The sequence below is a fragment of the Falsiroseomonas sp. genome (genome assembly GCF_041690465.1).
Classification (GTDB): Bacteria; Pseudomonadota; Alphaproteobacteria; order Acetobacterales; family Acetobacteraceae; genus Falsiroseomonas.
This window is the reverse complement of record NZ_JAWLHG010000003.1, coordinates 86,162-103,554: the sequence shown is the minus strand read 5'-3', so window position 1 is coordinate 103,554 and position 17,393 is coordinate 86,162. Positions and strand designations below refer to the sequence as shown.

Sequence of the window (17,393 nt, the reverse complement as noted above, 5' to 3'; positions counted from 1 at the left end):
CGGTGCGGGCGCGCGGGCGGAGACGCTGGCCGTGGTCGCGCCCTCCGGCGGCTGCGTGCTGCGCGCCGCACCCGAGGGCACCCAGGCCGCCGAACGCGCGGCGCTCGCGGCGGAGGCGGCGGAACTCGGCGGCTTGGCGACCCGGCTGCTGGCGGATGCCGCGGCGATGCGGCTCGCCCCGGCGCGCGAGGGCGTGCCGGGCTTCGGCGACTGGGCCTATGGGTGGGTGCAGAGCTACGTCACCTCCTACCGCATCCTGGCGCGCGCAGTGGCGGGGCTGGCGCAGTCGGTGACGGAGCCGGAGGTCCCGCTCGGCGCCCGCCTGGCCGAGGAGATGGCGGCGCCGATGCGCGAGGAGTTCCGCAGCCGCGTGCTGGATCCGGCTCTCGGCGATCGCGTCATCGCCGCCGACCTCGCCCATGTCGGCGCGGCGCTCGACGCCGCCTGGGCCGCCGCGCTCGCGGCCAGCGCGGCGCGGCTCGCGCGCCTGCCACCGGCGCCTGCCGAGGCGCGCCCGACCCATCGGCTCGACCTGGCGGCGGCGGCGCGGGCCGTCACACCCGACCTCGCCGCCAGCGCGCCGACCGACCCCTTGGCCCTGATTGCCGAGGAAGGCACCGAAGCAGGCACGGTCTTCGTGCGCTCGATGCGCCCGCTCGCCGCGCGGCTCGGCGCGGTGCTGGTGCGGGCGAGCGAGGCCGGGTCCTTCATCGCGGCGGGCGGCGCCTTCGGCTTCGCCATGGCTGGCCTGCCCGGCAGCGCGGTCGGCATCGCGGGCGGCGTCGGCACCTCCTGGGCGATCGACTGGCTGATCAACCGGCTGGATGCCTCGCTGAACCGCGCCGCCTTCGAGGCCCAGGCGCTCGAGGCCATCGCGCGCGCCGAACGGCGGCTGGCGGCGGGATCGGCAGCGGCCGCGGCCACCGCCCTGGCAGCAAGGATCGAGGCGCTCGCGACGGAAGGAGACTGCAGATGACCGACCTCCCCTCGCCCGAGGAAACCCCGCCGCCCCCGCCGCCGCCAGAGCCGCCGCCGCTGAATGCGCAGCGCGGATGGAAGGGGCGGCTCGCGCTGCCCCTGGCCGCGCTGTCCTGCCTGCTCTCCGCGCTGGCGCTGGTGGTCGCGCTGGCCGGCACGGCGCCGCCTGTCACCACCGCTGCGCATGCTGCGACGCCGCCCTGGGCCGAGATGCCACGGCCCGAAGCGCCGCTCGCGCCGGACTCCGCACGGCAACTGGTCGCGATCGAGCTGCTGATGCCGCAGCTCCAGCGCGCCGCGCCCTTCCCACGCGCCTTCGCGGTCGCCATCGCACTGGCCTCGGGGGATGCCGAGGCGACGCGGCTGCTGATGACGCTCGCTGCCGCCGCGGCGGAGGGCGCGCCAACGATCCGCGATCTCGTGGCGAGCTTCGGGCCGGCCGCCGAAGCGGCGGTGCTGGCCGAGCTCGGCTTCGCATCGGATGCCGGCTGGCTGGCGCGGCGCGTTGCCGGCACGATGCGGCTCGGCGCCACGATGGGCGCGGCGGGGACGCCGGCGCTCGCCGCGCTGCGTGACGCGGCGGCCGAGCTGGCCGCTGGCCGGGCGGCGGCCGCGGAGGCGCGGCTGGCGACGCTGTCGGGGCCGACGGCGGAGGCGCTCGCCGCCTGGCGGGGCGGGCTCGCCCGGCGGATCGCGGCCGATGCGGCCGCGACCCAGCTGGCGGCCCTCGCCATTGCGCGGGCGCAGGAATCGCCGCGATGACTCCCACGCGCGGCACCGCGCGATGACCCCCCACGCGCGGTACCGCGCGATGACCCCCCACGCGCGGTACCGCGCGATGACCCCCACGCGCGGCACGGCGCGATGAGCGAGCAGCGCTTCGACTGGCGCGGCGTCGTGGCACGCGCGCTGTTCAGCCTCTTCATCGTCTTCGCCATCTACAACCCCTCGGGCACCTCCTTCCTGCACTGGGTGCTCGGCGGCTTCGGGTGGTTCTGGCTGAAGCTCGCGACCGGCGCCCTGCTGGCGGCGATCTGCGTGGTGCTGTGGCGCACCACGGTGGGCGTGCTCGGCCGGCGCGGCATCGTGCTGGTGGCGCTGTTCAACCTCGGGGCCGGCATGACGCTGCTGCACCTGACCGGAGCTTCGCTGCTCGCCGGCCAGACGCTGCTGCTCTGGGCGCTGATCGGCCTCGCCGGCCTGTTCACGGCCGGGCTCTGCTACTCGCACCTGCATCACCGGCTGGGCGGCATCAGCCATACGGAGGAGGTCTCGAAGTGAGCGCGACACAGGGCATGGGCACCCCGGCAGAGCCGACGCCGCGCAAGGCGGATGCATTCGTCGTCAGCTGCATCGACCCGCGGCTGACCGACGACGTGACCTACCTGATGACCGCGCTCGGCCGGGCCGGGCGCTATAGCGAGATGCGCATCGCCGGCGCGGCGCTGGCCGCGGTGGATGAGGGGCGGCCCGCCTGGAACGCTGCATTGTGGGAGAATCTCGCAGCCTCGCGCCAGCTGCATGGCGTGCGCAAGGTGGTCTTCATCAATCACCGGGACTGCGGCGCCATGCATCTCTGGGCCGGGCGGCGGCTGTCCGACGATCCGGCCGAGGAGCTGCGCCAGCACCATGCCGTGCTGACCCGCGCGGCGGAGGCGGTGCGCGCGCGGCATCCCGACATGAGCGTCGAGGTCAAGCTGATGGAGCTCGACGGCTCCGTGCGCATCCTGCCCTGCGCCGCCTGCGCGCCGGCGCCCGGGCTGCGGGCGGAGGCGGTGGAGGACCCGGCCGGCGGCCTGGTCGCGCGCGCGGCCGGGGGTGGTGCCTGGATAGCCCCGCCGCGTCCCGCGCCCATCGAGCCGGATCCGGCGGGCTTCGCCGAACTCGTGCGGCTGCGCGCCGGGGGCGGGCTGCCCAACGCCGAGGCAGAGCTGGCGCTGCTGACCGAAGGCGTCACCCGCTACGGTCTCGGCGCCGCGGAGGCGCGCGCGATGCTGGAGGCGGAAGGCAGGCGCCGCGGCGTGGCCGGCGGTGGCGCCGTCGCGCGGGAAGCGCGAGTCTTCCTGCGCTCGGCGGCGGACGCCCGCGGGCGGGTCGCGCGTGAGGACGCGGCGCGGGCGGCGGCGCTCTACCGCAACCTCAGCGGCCGCCACGCCAGCCAGGGAGAGGCAGAGCGGCGCGTCGCCGCGCTACTCGAGGAGGAAGGGCTGTCGCCGCGCCGCGACGGGTTGCTGCGCTCGACCGCCTGGTTCCGGCGCATGGCGCGGGGATGATCGGCAGCTACGCCCCTGCGCCGGCCGCGCGTGCCGCCGCGATGATGCGCGCCTTCATCGCCAGCAGCGGCCGGCTGTCCACCAGGCTCAGCATGAAGGCGTTCTCGGCGAAGGCGTCGCGCAGGTAGTGGCCGGTCTCGGTTGGCGCGCCGGGATAGGTGAAGCGCAGGAACTGCACCAGCAGCAGCGAGCGCACCACATGCACCGCGACCAGGCGGCGGAGCAGGATCGTGGTCTCCATCTCGCGTTCGAGGTGCGACAGCAGGTTGACCGCGGTGAACCAGGCGCCGTGCCGGTGGATCGTGATGCGGTCGGCATGCAGCACGAGGTGACCGCCAATGCCGTGCAGGGTGGCGATCGCGGCCTGCGGAGCGGCCCCGGCGTTCAATGGCTGACGTGGCGGGCCGGGTGCAGCGCCGCCGCGCGGTGCGCGATGCTGCGCTCGACCGCCTGGTAGGGCTCGGTGGAAACGGCGATGCTGCCGCGGAAGGGCTGGTCCATCAGGAAGACGAAGCCGACCAGCGCGCCGAGCCCGGCCGCCTGCACCGCCAGCATGGCGACGACATGGGCGCGCGCCGGATAGAGCGGGCCCGTCGCCACCATCAGCACCGCCAGCACCAGGATCAGCGTCCAGAACTGCGCCGGCAGCCCCGCCGTCGCCGCATGCAGCCGGGCCTCGCGCGCGGCTTCCACCTGGTCGGCCTCGTCCAGCAGGTCGGCTGCAACGCGGTCGGACAGCGTCGCCGCGGCGGCGTAGACCGCATGCTCCAGCGCCTCCGCGGCGCGCTGCGTGGCCGGGTGGCGGCCGGAGGCGGCCATGGTCGTGAACTCCTCGGTCGAGACGCTGTGCAGGTAGCGGCCGAGCACGGGCAGGAGAACCTGTCCGGTGGGGCCCATCCGCTCGGCCAGGCGGAACAGCCCCCCGATCTCCGCGGCCTCGGCCTGCACCTGACGCTGCGCATCGGCCATCTGGCTGCGTGCCTGCACCGCGCAGAAGGCGAGGGTCAGTGTCAGTGCCGCCGTCACCGCGCCGGTGGTGCGCATGGCGACGTCGAGCATCTCCTTGGTCTGCGGCGCGCGCACCAGCGGCGCGAAGATCAGGCAGGCAAGCGCCGCGGCGCCGGCGGCGAGCCCCATGAAGAGCGCATAGATCAGGCTCGACGGCAGGTGGTAGAGGAAGGGCAACACAGGCATCCTGCAGGCTTGGATCTCGGCACCGGCACCCTGCCATGCCGGTCTTCACCAGGACGTTAGCGCCGCAGGGCCGCCGGACGCTGGCGCCGGTGCCGCGCTGCGATCGCTGGCGCGTTTACGATTTGTGAACTAGTCTATGCACTCGGCGGCCATGAGCGGCGCCTGACCCACCCCCGGCACCACAAGAGGTCGACGGCCAGGGGTAGCCAGCCTGAGGCGCGCGCATGCCGAGCCGGACCCGATTCTCCCTTCCCCTGCTCGCGCTGCTGGCGATCTGCCAGCTCGCCTCGCCGGCTGCCGCCGCGCGGGACCCGCTCGAGCCGGTGAACCGGCGCATCCATGCCTTGAATCAGGGGCTCCAGGCATGGCTGCTGGGACCGGCAGTCGAGCTCTACATGGCCGCGACGACGCCGGGCTTCCGCACCGGCCTGTCGAATGCGCTCGGCAATCTCGGCGAGCCAGTCTCCGCAGTCAGCAGCATCGCCGCCGGCGACTTCGGACGGGCGGCGAATGCAGCGCTGCGGTTCGGCATCAACACCACGCTCGGCGTCGGCGGCATCCACGACGCGGCAACGCCGCTCGGCTTCCCGCGCCGGCCACTGCCGCCGGCGGATGCAGTCTGCAGCTGGGGTGTGCCGAGCGGGCCCTTCCTCGTCCTGCCGCTGCTCGGGCCCTCCACGCTGCGCGATGCCGGCACGGTGGCGCTGACCAGCGCGGCCCTGTCGCAGCTGGTCGGCCAGGAACTCTTCCTCGGCTGGCGCGGAAGCGACCTCTTCACCGGCTACGCCAACGTCCATCACGAGCTCCGCCGCATCGACGCCGAGGCGCTGGATTCCTACGCCATCCATCGCAGCGCCTACCTCCAGCGCCGCGCAGCCGCCTGCGCGGTGGATCGTCACGCTGCCACAGAGGCTGAGGAGGTCGAGTGAAGCCGGCCGGTGCGGGTGGCCGCCGCGCCCCCGGGGCGTGAGGGCGCGCGCGGGCAGCCGTAACGCTTTGCTAACGGCGGCGGCGAATGCTGGTCGAGACCCCGGCCGCGGCGATCCTGCCGCGCGGGCGGCGAGACCACCGCATGCGCACCTGCTTCCCGGCGGAGCCCCGGCAGCGCCGAAACCCTGATCCGGATTACCGGCATGGCCCGGGCTGCGGCTGTGCGCACCCCGGCCGGCGCGGCCTGCTCGGCCTCGTGGCCGGCGGTGCGGCGCTGCTGGCGCGCGAGGCGGTGGCCGGCACCGGTCAGTACGAGGCGATGCTGGTGAACTGCATCGATCCCCGCCTCACCACGCCCAGCTTCCTGTGGATGAGCTCGCACGGGCTGCGCGACAGCTACAGCCATTTCGTGATCGCGGGCGGGCCGATCGGCGCCGTGCATCCGCGCTTCGCCGCCTGGCATGCCGCCTTCTGGGAGAACCTCGAGATCACGGTGGGGCTGCATGCGATCCGGCGCGTGGTGGCGATGACCCACCGCGACTGCGGCGCGGCGAAGCTCGCCTTCGGCGAGGTCGCCGTCGCCGGGCGGGCGGCAGAAACCGCCACCCATGCCGAGGCGCTGCGCACCTTCCGCGCCGAGGCGGCGCGCCGGCAACCCAGGCTCGCAGTGACGCTCGCCATCATGGACCTCGACGGCACCATCGAGCGCGTCGGGTAGAGCGGTTTCCGAGCTGAGTGAATCGGCGGGGATACCCCGACGCGGGGCGGATCTGATTCAAGGTGCCTGTCGGCGAAGAGGCCGACAGGCATGGCGAAGCTGCTGTCGGCCGATCTGCGGGAGAGGGTGGTCGCTGCGGTTGCGGCGAGGGCGTCCTGGCGCGCGGCGGCGCCGCGGTTCGGGGCCAGCGCCTCACGCGCGATGCGCTCGTGCGCTCTGGCTGGGGTGCCGGATCGACTGCGCCCGGCCCGCTCGGGGGCGATCGCCGTTCGTCGCGCATCGAGGTGCAGCTTGCGCGGCGTCTGCTCTTCTTCCGAGCGGAAGATGATCATGCCCGAGGTTGGAAGCCGCGCAGCGCGCTGGCGCCTGAGAGCGACAGGAAGGGATCATCCTTGACCTGCTGCCTGCTCGGCTTCTTGCTGTGGTGCGCGAGGATGATGCCCGCTTCGGGTGCGACCTCGTCGCGCAGCGCCTCGACCCGGCTCTGCAGGAAGAACGGCATCGCCGCGTCGTCGTTCTCACCTTCGCCGCCGAGGCCGCCGCCGAACAGGCTTTCGAGGCTCACGGCGTGACGTTCGCCTCCCGTGCGCAGCCCACCCAATGTGCCGAGCGCAAGTCTCGGTGGAGGAGTTGAACGATGGCTGGCTACGAACTGTTCTACTGGCCAGGCCTACCGGGCCGCGGGGAATTCGTCCGGCTGGCGCTAGAGGAAGCGGGTGTCCCCTACCGCGATGTCGCCCAGGGGCCGAAGGCCGAAGGGCCTGGCCTCGTTGCTGCCGGTCTCAGCGCTGCGGGTATTGCGACACCTCCCTTCGCACCGCCCTACCTGAAGCACGGCAAGCGCATCATCGGACAGACCGCAGCAATCCTTCTCTATCTGGGCGACCGGCACGGCCTGGCGCCGAAGACCGAGGCTGGGCGGCTCTGGACGCATCAGTTGCAGCTGACAATCGCCGATGCGGTGAGCGAGGGGCACGACACTCATCACCCGATCGCCTCGCGCCTCTACTACGAGGACCAGAAGCCCGAGGCGAAGCGGCGGGCAGAGGACTTCTGCCACCACCGCATGCCGAAGTTCCTCCGCTGGTTCGAGACGGTCCTCGAGCGGAATCCAAAAGGCAGTCTCCATCTGGTCGGCGCCCGAGTGACTTATGCCGACCTCTCGCTCTTCCAGCTTGTCTCCGGCCTGACCTACGCCTTCCCGAAGGCGTCCCGGGCGGCCCTGAGGAAGACCCCGAAGGTCGCCGCGCTCGTCCAGGCCATCGCCGCTCGCCAGCGCATCGCCGCTTATCTCGCCAGCGAGCGCCGCATTCCGTTCAACCAGTACGGGATCTTTCGGCACTATCCCGAGCTCGACCTGTAGCATGCCCGCGGAAGGGCCTCCGGGATGCTCGCAGGATCGTCCGGGCTGGCCTGCCGCTGAGCTGCCTCACGCGCACTCCGCCGCGGCCTGCTACTGGCGTATTCAGGCCGAAGATGGCTCCACTGGGGGCGCATGCCGTGGTTCGGCACGCCCGGAGATCCGCTCTCACCGCCGTTCCTCGGCAGCGTGGCGGCTGCGGTCCGTCGTGCAGCCTCTGGTGGATCAACACTCGACAACGTTCACCGCCAGGCCGCCCAGCGAGGTTTCCTTGTACTTGTGCGACATATCGAGCCCGGTCTGTCGCATGGTCGCGACCGCCTGGTCGAGGCTGACGAGGTGCCGTCCGTCCCCGTGGAGCGCCAGCCGCGCGGCATTGATGGCTTTGACTGCGGCGATGGCATTGCGCTCGATGCAGGGCACCTGGACGAGACCCGCCACCGGATCGCAAGTGAGGCCGAGATTGTGCTCGAGTCCGATCTCGGCAGCATTCTCCACCTGGGCGTTGCTGCCGCCCAGCGCCGCAGCGAGGCCGGCGGCGGCCATTGCGCAGGCGGACCCCACCTCGCCCTGGCAACCCACCTCGGCACCCGAGATCGAGGCGTTGCGCTTGATGATCGCACCAATGCTGGCCGCAGCCAGCAGGAAGACCTCCACGCCGGCCGCGCTGGCACCGGGCACGAAGCGCTCGTAGTAGTGCAGCACGGCAGGGATGATGCCGGCAGCGCCGTTCGTCGGCGCGGTGACGACTCGACCTCCAGCGGCGTTCTCCTCGTTCACTGCCAGCGCCCACAGATTCACCCAGTCCATCGCGAGCAGCGGGTCGGCCTCGTTCCGCCCTGCCTGCGCCATCAGCTTGCGGTGCAGGTCCGGCGCGCGTCGGCGAACGCGGAGACCGCCCGGCAGTTCGCCCTCCCCTCGCAGGCCGCGCGCCACGCAGGCCTGCATGGCCTCGCGGATGCGGGCGATGCCGGCGGAGATCTCGGCCGGGCGGCGCCGGCTGGCCTCGTTCGCCCGCATGAGCTCCGCGATGGAAAGTCCCCCGGCCTCTGCGCGAGACAGCAGATCGGCAGCGTTGGTGAACGGATAGGGCACGGGCCCGTCACCACCAGAGGCACTGCCGCCAAGCGGCTCGCCTTGCTCGTCCAGCACGAAGCCGCCGCCGACCGAGTAGTAGGTTAGGGTGTGGCCAGGCTGCCCGGCCGTGAACGCCGTAATGCGGAGCGCATTCGGGTGCCGCGGCAGGATCTCGCGCGGCAGAAAGACGATGTCGGTGGCCGGATCGAATGGAACCCGCCGCCCGTCGGGCAGTTCCAGGCGCCGCTTGAGGCGTACCGCCTCGATCGTAGCCCTCGCCACGTCTGGATCGATCGTGTCGGGCCGCGCCCCGCTCAGGCCGAGGATGACTGCGGTGTCAGTTGCATGGCCCCTGCCAGTCAGTGCCAGGGAGCCGAAGAGCTCCACCCGCAGACCGTCAACCGGCAGGCCCGGATCCAGGGTCCCCCCGAAGCTCGCAGCTGCCACCATGGGGCCGACCGTGTGTGAGCTGGAGGGGCCAACCCCGATCCGGAACAGGTCGAACAGGCCGATCCAACCCTGTGCTTCTTTGCCCATCGCGCTCGCCAACTGTGATGCCTGACTCATAAATAGGGTATCTGATGCTGGCTCCGCGGTAACGCTATGGGAGCAGGCCGTCCGGTGCGCCGCCAGGCGGCGCGGGTTGTGGTGCCAGCATTGCGGTGAGCAGCCACTCCAGCGCTGGGTGGTGCACTGCGGGACGCCGCGCGGAGACGACCGCCTCAACTTGATAAATCATCGCCCGACGCTCCAGGCCGGCGAGCTTGCAGCGAGGCTCGCCCCCCTTGGAGGCTTGCCACGGCCGCCTGCATCGGACGGTGACGCCGCACCGCACCATGCCGGGAGGACCGGCACCCGACGCCGCGCGCTGACGTTGCTGGACCGGCGGGCCGTGCCGGCCGGCAGGAGCGAGCATGATGAGCGGCCGCAGGGCCTCAAGCGCGCAGCCACTGGCGAACGCCCATCGGGAGGAAGGCGCCCGCAGGCGGCTGGAGGCGATTGCGCGCGTCCTCGACAGCAAGTGGCGCATTCCCGGCACCGGCATCCGGTTCGGAGCAGATGCCGCGCTGAACCTGCTGCCGGGCCTGGGCCTGGTCGCCTCGAAAGGCGTGTCGGCATATCTGATCCTGGAAGCGCGCCGGCTCGGCGTGCCCACTGGCACGCTTTTGCGCATGGTCGGCAATGTCGGCGTGGACGCCCTGATCAGCGCGGTACCGGTTGCCGGCTGGATCGGCGACATCTTCTTCCGCGCCAACCTGCGCAACATGGCACTGCTGCGTCGGCACCTCGATCGCGATCGAATGCCGGCCGGATGACCGGTACCGACCGCCGGGCCGCTACTCCTTCCACGGATGCGCCGCCCAGAGGCGCCCGTACTCCTCCCGCATGCGGCTGAGCTCCGTACCGTACTCGTCCGGGCCGAGATAGCGCAGGGGCAGCGCCTGCTGCTCCGCAAGACGGCGGAACTCCGGGTCCTCCATCACGCGGCGGACGGCGGTGGCGAGGCGCTCGCGCGTCTCGGCCGGCACGCCTGCGGGGGCGGCCAGGCCGCGCATCGAGCCCTGGACCACGTCAAAACCCTGCTCACGGAACGTCGGCACATCCGCCGCCTGGTCCCAGCGAGCCTCCGCCATCTGGCCGAGCGGACGGAGTTGGCCCTGCCGCATGTCGGCCAGCCCTTCGCCCATGTTCATGGCGGCGACGTCGATCTGCTTGCCGAGGATGGCGCTGCGCACCTGTGCGGCACCGGAGAACGGCACGTGGGTCAGCTCGACGCCGGCGAGCCGCTGGAAGGCGAGGGTTGCGAGGTGGTCGTCCGAGCCGATGCCGGTGGTCCCGTAGGTCACGTCGCCGGGATTGGCGCGGGCGTAGGCGACCAGATCGGCGAGAGTGCGGAAGCGGCTGTCGTTGGGGACGAAGAAGCCGCCAGGGTCGTCCACGATGTTGGCGATCGGCGCGAAATCCTCGAGCTTGTAGCGGGCCCGCCGCTCGATCGGGATGGTGAGGAGGTTGGGCGTGTTGATGAAGCCGACCGTGTAGCCGTCCGGCCTTGCCCGGGCCAGTTCCGCCCAGCCTATCTCGCCGCCGGCGCCGCCGCGGTTGAGCACCACGACGGACTGCCCGAGCTCGCGCTCGAGGAAGCGCGCCAGGGTTCGGGCCGCGACATCGGTGCCGCCGCCAGGCGGGAAGGCGACGATCATCGTGATCGGGCGCTCGGGCCACGCGGCGCGGGCGGGCCCGGTGATGGCAAGAGCGGTGGCAGAGCTGGCAGCGACTCCCAGCAGCGTGCGACGGCGCATCGTGTTCTCTCCAGCTGAGGGCATGCGGCCCAGAGGGGCGACAACGCCCGTCGCCCCTCAGGGTGGCAGACCCATGCCAGCGGCAACGTGGCCGCTCCGGCCGAGCCCTTGCCCCTCGCGCAGCGCGCCGCTGTCCCCTTGCGGCCGCGCATCCAGATCACCCCGCAGACGATGGAGAACCTCGCCGCGGTGAAGGCGGTGAACTGTTGTCGCGGCCGCGCCGAGCTGTTCCCGCGCACGCCCGGCACGGAACGAAGCGCCCAGCGGCCGGTTTCTGCCGCAGGCGCCTGCCCCTGCAGGGCGGGCGCCGCCGACTGGCGGGAGGCGGCGATGCAGCAGGCGTCCGGGCCTGGCGGCCGGAGGCCGTCATCCGCCCGTCGCGCGGCGATGTTCCTGGCCTTGGCCCTGCTGCTGCTCGCGGGCTGGCCGGCCATGCCGGCGGCTCAGCAGCCCGGCGCGCCGGAGCGGGTCGTGCTGCTGCTCAGGGTGGACGGTGCGATCGGGCCCGGGGTTGCCGAATACGTGACGGACGGGTTGGAGCACGCCGTGGCGCGCGGCGCCTCGCTGGTGGTGCTCGGGCTCGACACGCCCGGCGGCCTCGATGCGGCCACCAGGACGATCGTGCAGGCCATGCTTGCCTCCCCCGTGCCGGTTGCGGTCTGGGTCGCGCCGCGGGGTGCGCGGGCGGCGAGCGCGGGGCTATTCCTGCTCTCGGCGGCGCACCTGGCCGTGATGGCACCCGGCACCGCCACCGGCGCCGCCACGCCGGTGCGCCTCGGCGGCGGCGATGACGAGGCGATGCGCGCCAAGACCGTCAACGACGCCGCGGCCTATATCCGCGGCCTCGCCGAGTACCACGGCCGCAACCCGGACTGGCCGGAGAGGGCGGTGCGCGAGGCGGCGAGCGTGCCGGCCGAGGAGGCGCTGCGGCTCGGCGTCGTCGAAATGCTGGCTGCCGACCTGCCGACGCTGCTCGCCGGCGCGGAGGGGCGCCGCGTGCGACTCCCCGCCGGGGCAGCGACGCTGCAGACGGCCGGGCTGGCGCCGCTGCGCTTCGACCCGGACTGGCGGCACCGGCTGCTGGCCTTCATCTCCGATCCCAACATCGCCTTCCTGCTGCTGATGGTCGGCGCCTATGGCCTGCTGCTGGAGTTCGCCTCGCCCGGCATCGGGGTCGGCGGGGTCGTGGGCGGAATCGCGCTGGTGCTCGGCCTGTTCGCGGTGAACCTGCTGCCCGTGGATGTCACGGGGCTTGCGCTGATGGGGCTTGGGATCGCGCTGCTGGTCGCCGAGGCGTTCATCCCCGCCTTCGGCGTGCTCGGTGTCGGCGGCCTGGCGGCACTGGCGCTCGGCGGCGCGATCGCCTTCGACTTCGAGGTGCCGGGGTTCCAGCTCTCGCCATGGGTGATCGGGTGGTCCGCGGTGCTGGGGGGCTTGCTGCTGCTGGCGACGATCCGCGCGGTCTGGCGCACGCGGGGGCGGCCGGCGGTCACCGGCGGGCAAGGCATGATCGGCGCGCGCGGCAAGGTCCTGTCCTGGAACGGCGGCACCGGCGTGGTGCTGGTGCATGGCGAGCGCTGGGCGGCCGAAGCCGAGACTGCGCTGAGCCCCGGACAGGCGGTGCGCGTCACGAGCCGGCGCGGCCTGCGCCTGGAAGTCACGTCGGAAGCGGATCGCAAGGGAGCGCAGCCATCATGATCGGGGATCTCACCGGCAACATCGGCTATCTCATCCTGCTCGTCGTCCTGGTCGCGCTGTTGTGGGCCGCGGTGCGGGTACTGCGCGAATACGAGCGTGCCGTGGTGTTCACGCTCGGGCGATTTTCCGGCGTGCGCGGCCCCGGCCTGATCCTGCTGATCCCCGCCGTGCAGCAGATGCAGCGCGTGGACCTGCGCACCGTGGTGATGGACGTGCCCAGCCAGGACGTGATCTCGCGCGACAACGTCTCGGTGAAGGTCAATGCGGTGGTGTATTTCCGCGTCGTGGATGCCGACCGCGCCGTCATCGAGGTGGACGACTTCATGGCGGCGACCAGCCAGCTGGCGCAGACCACGCTGCGCTCCGTGCTCGGTAAGCATGACCTCGACGCGATGCTGGCCGAGCGCGACAGGCTGAACCGCGACATCCAGGAGATCCTGGACAGCCAGACCGATGCCTGGGGGATCAAGGTCGCCACCGTCGAGATCAAGCACGTGGACATCGATGAGAGCATGGTCCGCGCCATCGCCCGGCAGGCCGAGGCCGAGCGCAACCGCCGCGGTCGCATCATCGACGCCGAGGGCGAGCAGCAGGCGGCGGAGAAGCTCGCCGATGCGGCGCGCATCCTCGGCGCCGTGCCGGAGGCCATGCAGCTTCGCTACCTGGCGACGCTGCAGCAGATCGCGGGCGACCGCAGCTCGACCGTGGTCTTCCCGGTGCCGATCGACCTGCTGCGCGGGCTCGGCGCCATGGCATCCGCGGCCGGGATGGGCGCGGTGCGGGAAGCGCCGCGCGAAGGTCGGTAAGCGGCCCTCCGCGCAGCCAGACCGGCCGGCTCGCGGCCGGCGAGCGCAGGAGCCGTGGCATCTCCGCAAGCGAGGCGCAGCACGGTTCGCACCACATTGTCGCCGGTGACTGCCGCGAAGCCAGCCCGGCTCGCCTCGGCATACGAGACTCAGGCCTGCCGGGCAGGATGGAACGCCCCTGCGGCGCAAAGATCCGATCTGGCATCTTTTTTCAGACCACACGCGGAACCATCGAGGCGGCCGCGCGCTAGCTGGATGAACTCAGAAATACCAGGCTCCCGTGGAGGTCTCCATGTCCGCATCCCGCCCGATCCTCATCGTGGAGGACGACCCGGCGCTTCGAGCCACCCTGGCCGAGCAGCTGATGGCCGAAGGCGGCTTCCTCCCTCACGAGGCGGAGAGCGCTGCCGAAGCGGAAGCGAAGCTCGCCGACGCCGACGCGCGGTTCGACGCCGTCCTGCTCGACGTCGGACTGCCGGACGGCGACGGCCGCGAGCTCTGCGCTAGGCTCCGGCGCGGCGGAAAGAACATGCCGGTCATCATGCTCACCGGCGCCGACGGCGAGCTCGATGTCGTTCGCGGCCTCGATTCCGGCGCCAATGACTACATCGCCAAGCCTTTCCGCCTGCCTGAGTTGCTGGCCCGCATGCGCGCGCAGCTTCGCACCTTCGACAATTCGGAACATGCCGCCTTCGGCATCGGGCCATATGTTTTCCGCCCGAGCGCGAAGCTGCTGCATGATGCGGCCCGCGGTCGCAAGATACGGCTGACCGACAAGGAAACGGCGATCCTCAAATTCCTTTATCGGGCTGACGGCAAGCCGATGCCGCGGCAAGTCCTGCTCGATGAGGTATGGGGCTACAACAGCGCCGTGACGACGCACACGCTCGAAACGCACATGTACCGCCTGCGGCAGAAGATCGAGGCGAACCCCGGCAGCCCCACCCTGCTGCGGACCGTGATGGGCGGCTACATACTCGACCGCGCCACGACCCAGTTTCCTCGATCCCCGGCGGGCGGCACGCCGCGACCTCTCCATCAGCAGGCAGGCGAGAGGAGCGTGCCCGGGCGAGACGAGTAGCCACGGGGCAGGCGCGGCAAACTGCACTGCACGCGCGAGCCGACGCGCCTCTTCGACCACATCCTGCCGCGCATCGGTGCATGAGCGGAAGAGCGGTTGAATTCGCGAGATATCCACTGGAGCCACTTTGATGGGCTTGCTTTGATGGCGCGCGGGTAGGGTGACACCCGTAGCGGGGAGCGGGCGAAGTGGCGCGACGGGCAGGGGTGGGTGGCGATTGCGGCCGGTGGCGGGTCGCCCTCCGGAGCACGGCATTGCTCGCCGGCTTTCTGCTGTCGGCATGCGGAGGTGCGTCGTGGCAGGGGGCCAGCTGGGACGGCCGGCGCGGCTACGACGGGAACGGTGACTACGGCTACGATCTGAACGCCTCGCGCGCCGCGGCCCATGGCTATCAGGTGCAGGCCTCACGCGCCTACCATGCGCCCGGAACGCCGGATGATCCGTGGGGGCCCTACATCCGTGACGCGGCCCACCGCTTCGGCGTGCCGGAGCGCTGGATCCGCGAGGTCATGCGTCAGGAAAGTGGCGGGCGCCTCTACGGCTCCGACGGCCTGCCGATCACCTCGCGGGCCGGCGCCATGGGCCTCATGCAGGTGATGCCGCGAACCTATGCCACCCTGCGGATGCGACACGGCCTGGGCAGCGACCCGCATGAGCCACGCGACAACATCCTGGCCGGCGCCGCATACATCCGAGAGATGCATGACCGATACGGGGCGCCCGGATTCCTGGCCGCCTACAATGCCGGGCCCGACCGCGTGGACGCCGTCCTCTCCGGCATCACCGTGCTGCCGCAGGAGACGGTGAACTACCTCGCCAGTATCGGCCCACGCCTCGGGATGGGAGGCGCGATGACAGGCCCATTCGCTTCCTATGCGAACGGCGCGCCGCTCTCGGGATACCGCTTCGCCTCGGCTGGCGAAGATGATCTTGCCTATGCCGGAGGGGGCATGACCGGCATGGACTACTTCGCCTCGGCCCGAGGGATCTCCATGGCCGATGACCCGTCGCTTCGCGCCTTCGAGGGCGGTGGATTGGTCACCCCCGCAGCTCCGACCGGCACGCTCACGGCGCCCTATCGCTGATCCTTGTCGAACCGGCGCAGATCGGCGCGGCGCGGTACCGCCCGTTCCGGCGATCCTAGCCGGGCGGCCACCGGAAGCCGTGACGCTATGCCGGCACCATTGGCACCGCTTCCGGTCAGGTGGGCCGAGCAGACGATCCCGGCTACGCCGTCACCGCCAGCCCGGGGCCGGTGCCTTGCGGACGCGCCGATTGATCTCCGCGAATGACGTGATCCGGCCTTCCCAGAAGTCATCGATGACGTCGCGATTGGTCATCACCCAGGCAGAGACGCGCTCGAAATCCCTCTCGTTCAATCCGCCGCTCACCTGGATGACCATCGGCTCCACCGCCAGCAGCGTCAGCCTTTCGGCCTCGAAGCGCGGGTTGGGGGTGATGCCGACCAGGACGCTCTCCTCGCCGTGTCCACGCCGAAGCCATACCACGAGCGCCAAGCCGGTCAGGTGACGCGGCAGGCTGATGCTGTTCTGCGTGATCCGGTCTTCCGGAACTGGGGCCACGGTTGCAGCTTCGGCTTGGGCCGGAGGGTGCGGTTCGGAGCGCGGCGGACAGTCCACCTCCGGATTTTCACGGATGCTCTCAGCGGGTTCGGCGGCAGCAGCCTCAACGGCAGGGGACGCGGCTGGGGGCACCGCCAGCGGCTCGGCCGGTGCCGCCGTGCCATCGGCCACCGCATCCGTACCGGGTTGCGCCGGGGGCGTACCGTCCGCGACGCTCTCGTCGTCGGCAGGTGGTGCGAGGCGGACGCTGACGCCGTCATCGTCAACGGCCAGATCGATTGAGCGATCCACATCGAAGACGAGCCGCAAGGCCGCCTCGAAGGCAACCCGGAATGCCCCGGCATCCTGCGAGGCGGTGCCGAACCGGCTCAGCAACTCCTCCCAGGTCGTCGTGATGATCCGGTCCGGCGCCGCCCCGCGGAGCGACAGCCTGATCCAGGCATATGCGTCCAACGCAGCCGGCGACGCGGACAGCTCGCGCACGACGCGTCGGTCGAGCGGAATGGCATGGTTGAGCAGGCTGGCGAGAAACCTGCTGTTGAGCCGGACGCCCGAGCGCCACGCGGGCTTGCCTGCTCGCGCCCTGCTTCGCGCATCGAACACGCTGAATGCGGGCCCGCCATCCCATGACAGCAGGATGCGCGCCGCGTGCATGCGCTCCCACTGGTCGGTCAGATCGCGCGTGTTCGCTTCGATGCCCAGTGCGGCAGCCAGCCGGGATGGATCATCCGCAAGCTCGACCACCGGGCTGTTCGCCCGGAAGGCGGCATCGCAGATGTGCAAGAGGCTCAGCCGAAGGACTCGCCCGCTTGGCACCACCTCGTCGCTCGCGCCGGGTTCGATGCGAACGGATGCCGTCCCGATGTCGCGCTGCCACGCTCCGCGCGTGGCTCGCATCGGCAATCCCAGGCCGCAGAATGCCGCATGCAGCCAGATGACGGCGTCGCTCGGTTGCGTTGGGCCGGCATCCTGCGCCAATGGGCGCGGAGGGCGATTCAGGCTCATGTATGCCGAGACTCACTTCGAGATGACAGGATGGCGAACGGTCCAAGCCAAAAGGGCGAACAAGCTTCCTGACCACCGCCGCGTCCTGCAGATAGGCCATGCCGCTCGATGAGAAAAGGCCAGCAGGTGTGGCTGGCCCCGCCAGGTGCCGCGGCTGACGCCGCCGGCGTTGCTGGAGACGCTCCCGACGAGTCGGGCCGAGCGGCGCGCCGCGGGGCGTCGTGCGGGTCCGCAACCCGGACAAACTCTGGACAGCCTCGGGAGATTGCTCCGCCGGGCATTGAAGATCCCGATCCTGGCTGAGGCGGTCCGAACAGCCTGCGGTCAGCAGGTCGGGCCGGGTTGGCCAAGTCGCCAACCCTCGCGGTCCGGAAGCTCCCTGCCGCCTGA

Annotated in this window: 18 protein-coding genes and 1 pseudogene; 13 read left to right on the top strand and 6 right to left on the bottom strand. The window is 71.6% G+C overall.

Translation table 11 applies throughout. The annotated features are described in order from the left end of the window. Positions 1–31 precede the first annotated feature (31 nt). The 4 genes from ACESM1_RS04365 to ACESM1_RS04350 all read left to right on the top strand — a co-directional run bounded on the left by ACESM1_RS04365 (position 32) and on the right by ACESM1_RS04350 (position 3,251). Entirely contained in the window at positions 32–976 is a 945-nt protein-coding gene (locus tag ACESM1_RS04365; RefSeq protein ID WP_372618071.1) for a hypothetical protein, read from the top strand. Continuing rightward, positions 973–1,740, top strand: coding sequence for a hypothetical protein (locus ACESM1_RS04360; RefSeq protein ID WP_372618069.1), 768 nt, complete (start codon positions 973–975; stop codon positions 1,738–1,740). The genes ACESM1_RS04365 and ACESM1_RS04360 overlap by 4 nt, the downstream gene beginning before the upstream one ends. Positions 1,741–1,842: 102 nt before the next feature. After that, entirely contained in the window at positions 1,843–2,259 is a 417-nt protein-coding gene (locus ACESM1_RS04355; RefSeq protein ID WP_372618067.1) for a DUF6524 family protein, read from the top strand. Beyond that, positions 2,256–3,251, top strand: a complete 996-nt coding sequence (locus ACESM1_RS04350) for a hypothetical protein (protein WP_372618065.1) — start codon at positions 2,256–2,258, stop codon at positions 3,249–3,251. Before ACESM1_RS04355 ends, ACESM1_RS04350 begins: the two co-directional genes overlap by 4 nt. A gap of 7 nt (positions 3,252–3,258) precedes the next feature. On the opposite strand, the gene ACESM1_RS04345 is transcribed toward ACESM1_RS04350, so the two are convergent. Both ACESM1_RS04345 and ACESM1_RS04340 read right to left on the bottom strand, forming a co-directional pair. After that, a complete protein-coding gene (locus tag ACESM1_RS04345) occupies positions 3,259–3,639 on the bottom strand; it encodes a hypothetical protein (RefSeq protein WP_372618063.1) in 381 nt (126 codons plus the stop codon). Continuing rightward, positions 3,636–4,436: a hypothetical protein gene (locus ACESM1_RS04340; protein WP_372618062.1), complete on the bottom strand. Its 801-nt coding sequence runs from the start codon at positions 4,434–4,436 to the stop codon at positions 3,636–3,638. The genes ACESM1_RS04345 and ACESM1_RS04340 overlap by 4 nt, the downstream gene beginning before the upstream one ends. A gap of 233 nt (positions 4,437–4,669) precedes the next feature. On the opposite strand from ACESM1_RS04340, the gene ACESM1_RS04335 reads away from it, so the two are divergent. From ACESM1_RS04335 to ACESM1_RS04325, 3 genes and pseudogenes are all read left to right on the top strand, one after another. Beyond that, positions 4,670–5,374 carry a VacJ family lipoprotein gene (locus ACESM1_RS04335; protein WP_372618060.1) on the top strand — a complete coding sequence of 235 codons (705 nt, stop codon included), beginning with the start codon at positions 4,670–4,672 and terminating at the stop codon, positions 5,372–5,374. 86 nt (positions 5,375–5,460) lie between these two features. After that, a complete protein-coding gene (locus tag ACESM1_RS04330; RefSeq protein ID WP_372618058.1) occupies positions 5,461–6,093 on the top strand; it encodes a hypothetical protein in 633 nt (210 codons plus the stop codon). 90 nt (positions 6,094–6,183) lie between these two features. Next, a pseudogene (locus tag ACESM1_RS04325) lies at positions 6,184–6,300 on the top strand (IS630 family transposase); the annotation flags it as partial. A gap of 121 nt (positions 6,301–6,421) precedes the next feature. On the opposite strand, the gene ACESM1_RS04320 reads toward ACESM1_RS04325, so the two are convergent. Next, a complete protein-coding gene (locus ACESM1_RS04320) occupies positions 6,422–6,658 on the bottom strand; it encodes a hypothetical protein (protein WP_372618056.1) in 237 nt (78 codons plus the stop codon). Between the two features lie 72 nt (positions 6,659–6,730). Between ACESM1_RS04320 and ACESM1_RS04315 the strand changes: the two genes are divergently transcribed. Beyond that, positions 6,731–7,456, top strand: a complete 726-nt coding sequence (locus ACESM1_RS04315) for a glutathione S-transferase (protein ID WP_372618054.1) — start codon at positions 6,731–6,733, stop codon at positions 7,454–7,456. A 222-nt stretch (positions 7,457–7,678) separates the two neighbouring features. Here ACESM1_RS04315 and ACESM1_RS04310 read toward each other — a convergent pair whose 3' ends face one another. Continuing rightward, positions 7,679–9,067 (bottom strand): L-serine ammonia-lyase, encoded by a 1,389-nt coding sequence (locus tag ACESM1_RS04310; RefSeq protein ID WP_372618559.1) that lies wholly within the window; start codon positions 9,065–9,067, stop codon positions 7,679–7,681. Positions 9,068–9,444: 377 nt separating this feature from the next. Between ACESM1_RS04310 and ACESM1_RS04305 the strand changes: the two genes are divergently transcribed. Beyond that, positions 9,445–9,846, top strand: a complete 402-nt coding sequence (locus ACESM1_RS04305) for a DUF4112 domain-containing protein (RefSeq protein ID WP_372618053.1) — start codon at positions 9,445–9,447, stop codon at positions 9,844–9,846. A gap of 21 nt (positions 9,847–9,867) precedes the next feature. On the opposite strand, the gene ACESM1_RS04300 is transcribed toward ACESM1_RS04305, so the two are convergent. Continuing rightward, positions 9,868–10,830 carry a Bug family tripartite tricarboxylate transporter substrate binding protein gene (locus tag ACESM1_RS04300; protein ID WP_372618051.1) on the bottom strand — a complete coding sequence of 321 codons (963 nt, stop codon included), beginning with the start codon at positions 10,828–10,830 and terminating at the stop codon, positions 9,868–9,870. A 138-nt stretch (positions 10,831–10,968) separates the two neighbouring features. Here ACESM1_RS04300 and ACESM1_RS04295 point away from each other — a divergent pair, with 138 nt between their 5' ends. The 4 genes from ACESM1_RS04295 (at position 10,969) to ACESM1_RS04280 (ending at position 15,500) form a co-directional block, all read left to right on the top strand. After that, the gene (locus ACESM1_RS04295) at positions 10,969–12,528 is read left to right on the top strand and encodes an NfeD family protein (RefSeq protein ID WP_372618049.1); all 1,560 of its coding nucleotides are present in this window, start codon (positions 10,969–10,971) and stop codon (positions 12,526–12,528) included. Continuing rightward, the gene (locus tag ACESM1_RS04290) at positions 12,525–13,334 is read left to right on the top strand and encodes a slipin family protein (protein ID WP_372618048.1); all 810 of its coding nucleotides are present in this window, start codon (positions 12,525–12,527) and stop codon (positions 13,332–13,334) included. The genes ACESM1_RS04295 and ACESM1_RS04290 overlap by 4 nt, the downstream gene beginning before the upstream one ends. 292 nt (positions 13,335–13,626) lie before the next feature. Further along, on the top strand, positions 13,627–14,415 hold the full coding sequence (locus tag ACESM1_RS04285) for a response regulator transcription factor (RefSeq protein ID WP_372618046.1): 789 nt from the start codon (positions 13,627–13,629) through the stop codon (positions 14,413–14,415). 254 nt (positions 14,416–14,669) lie between these two features. After that, positions 14,670–15,500 (top strand): lytic transglycosylase domain-containing protein, encoded by an 831-nt coding sequence (locus ACESM1_RS04280; RefSeq protein ID WP_372618044.1) that lies wholly within the window; start codon positions 14,670–14,672, stop codon positions 15,498–15,500. 150 nt (positions 15,501–15,650) lie between these two features. On the opposite strand, the gene ACESM1_RS04275 is transcribed toward ACESM1_RS04280, so the two are convergent. Then, positions 15,651–17,003, bottom strand: coding sequence for a replication protein RepA (locus ACESM1_RS04275; RefSeq protein WP_372618042.1), 1,353 nt, complete (start codon positions 17,001–17,003; stop codon positions 15,651–15,653). Positions 17,004–17,393 lie beyond the last annotated feature (390 nt).

Bases quoted from the DNA above. Each gene is read 5' to 3' on its own strand.
- ACESM1_RS04310 (WP_372618559.1), bottom strand. From the start codon at position 9,067: ATGGGCAAAGAAGCACAGGGTTGGATCGGCCTGTTCGACCTGTTCCGG.
- ACESM1_RS04355 (WP_372618067.1), top strand. From the start codon at position 1,843: ATGAGCGAGCAGCGCTTCGACTGGCGCGGCGTCGTGGCACGCGCGCTG.
- ACESM1_RS04290 (WP_372618048.1), top strand. From the start codon at position 12,525: ATGATCGGGGATCTCACCGGCAACATCGGCTATCTCATCCTGCTCGTC.
- ACESM1_RS04335 (WP_372618060.1), top strand. From the start codon at position 4,670: ATGCCGAGCCGGACCCGATTCTCCCTTCCCCTGCTCGCGCTGCTGGCG.
- ACESM1_RS04300 (WP_372618051.1), bottom strand. From the start codon at position 10,830: ATGCGCCGTCGCACGCTGCTGGGAGTCGCTGCCAGCTCTGCCACCGCT.
- ACESM1_RS04360 (WP_372618069.1), top strand. From the start codon at position 973: ATGACCGACCTCCCCTCGCCCGAGGAAACCCCGCCGCCCCCGCCGCCG.
- ACESM1_RS04315 (WP_372618054.1), top strand. From the start codon at position 6,731: ATGGCTGGCTACGAACTGTTCTACTGGCCAGGCCTACCGGGCCGCGGG.
- ACESM1_RS04305 (WP_372618053.1), top strand. From the start codon at position 9,445: ATGATGAGCGGCCGCAGGGCCTCAAGCGCGCAGCCACTGGCGAACGCC.
- ACESM1_RS04275 (WP_372618042.1), bottom strand. From the start codon at position 17,003: ATGAGCCTGAATCGCCCTCCGCGCCCATTGGCGCAGGATGCCGGCCCA.
- ACESM1_RS04285 (WP_372618046.1), top strand. From the start codon at position 13,627: ATGTCCGCATCCCGCCCGATCCTCATCGTGGAGGACGACCCGGCGCTT.
- ACESM1_RS04330 (WP_372618058.1), top strand. From the start codon at position 5,461: ATGCTGGTCGAGACCCCGGCCGCGGCGATCCTGCCGCGCGGGCGGCGA.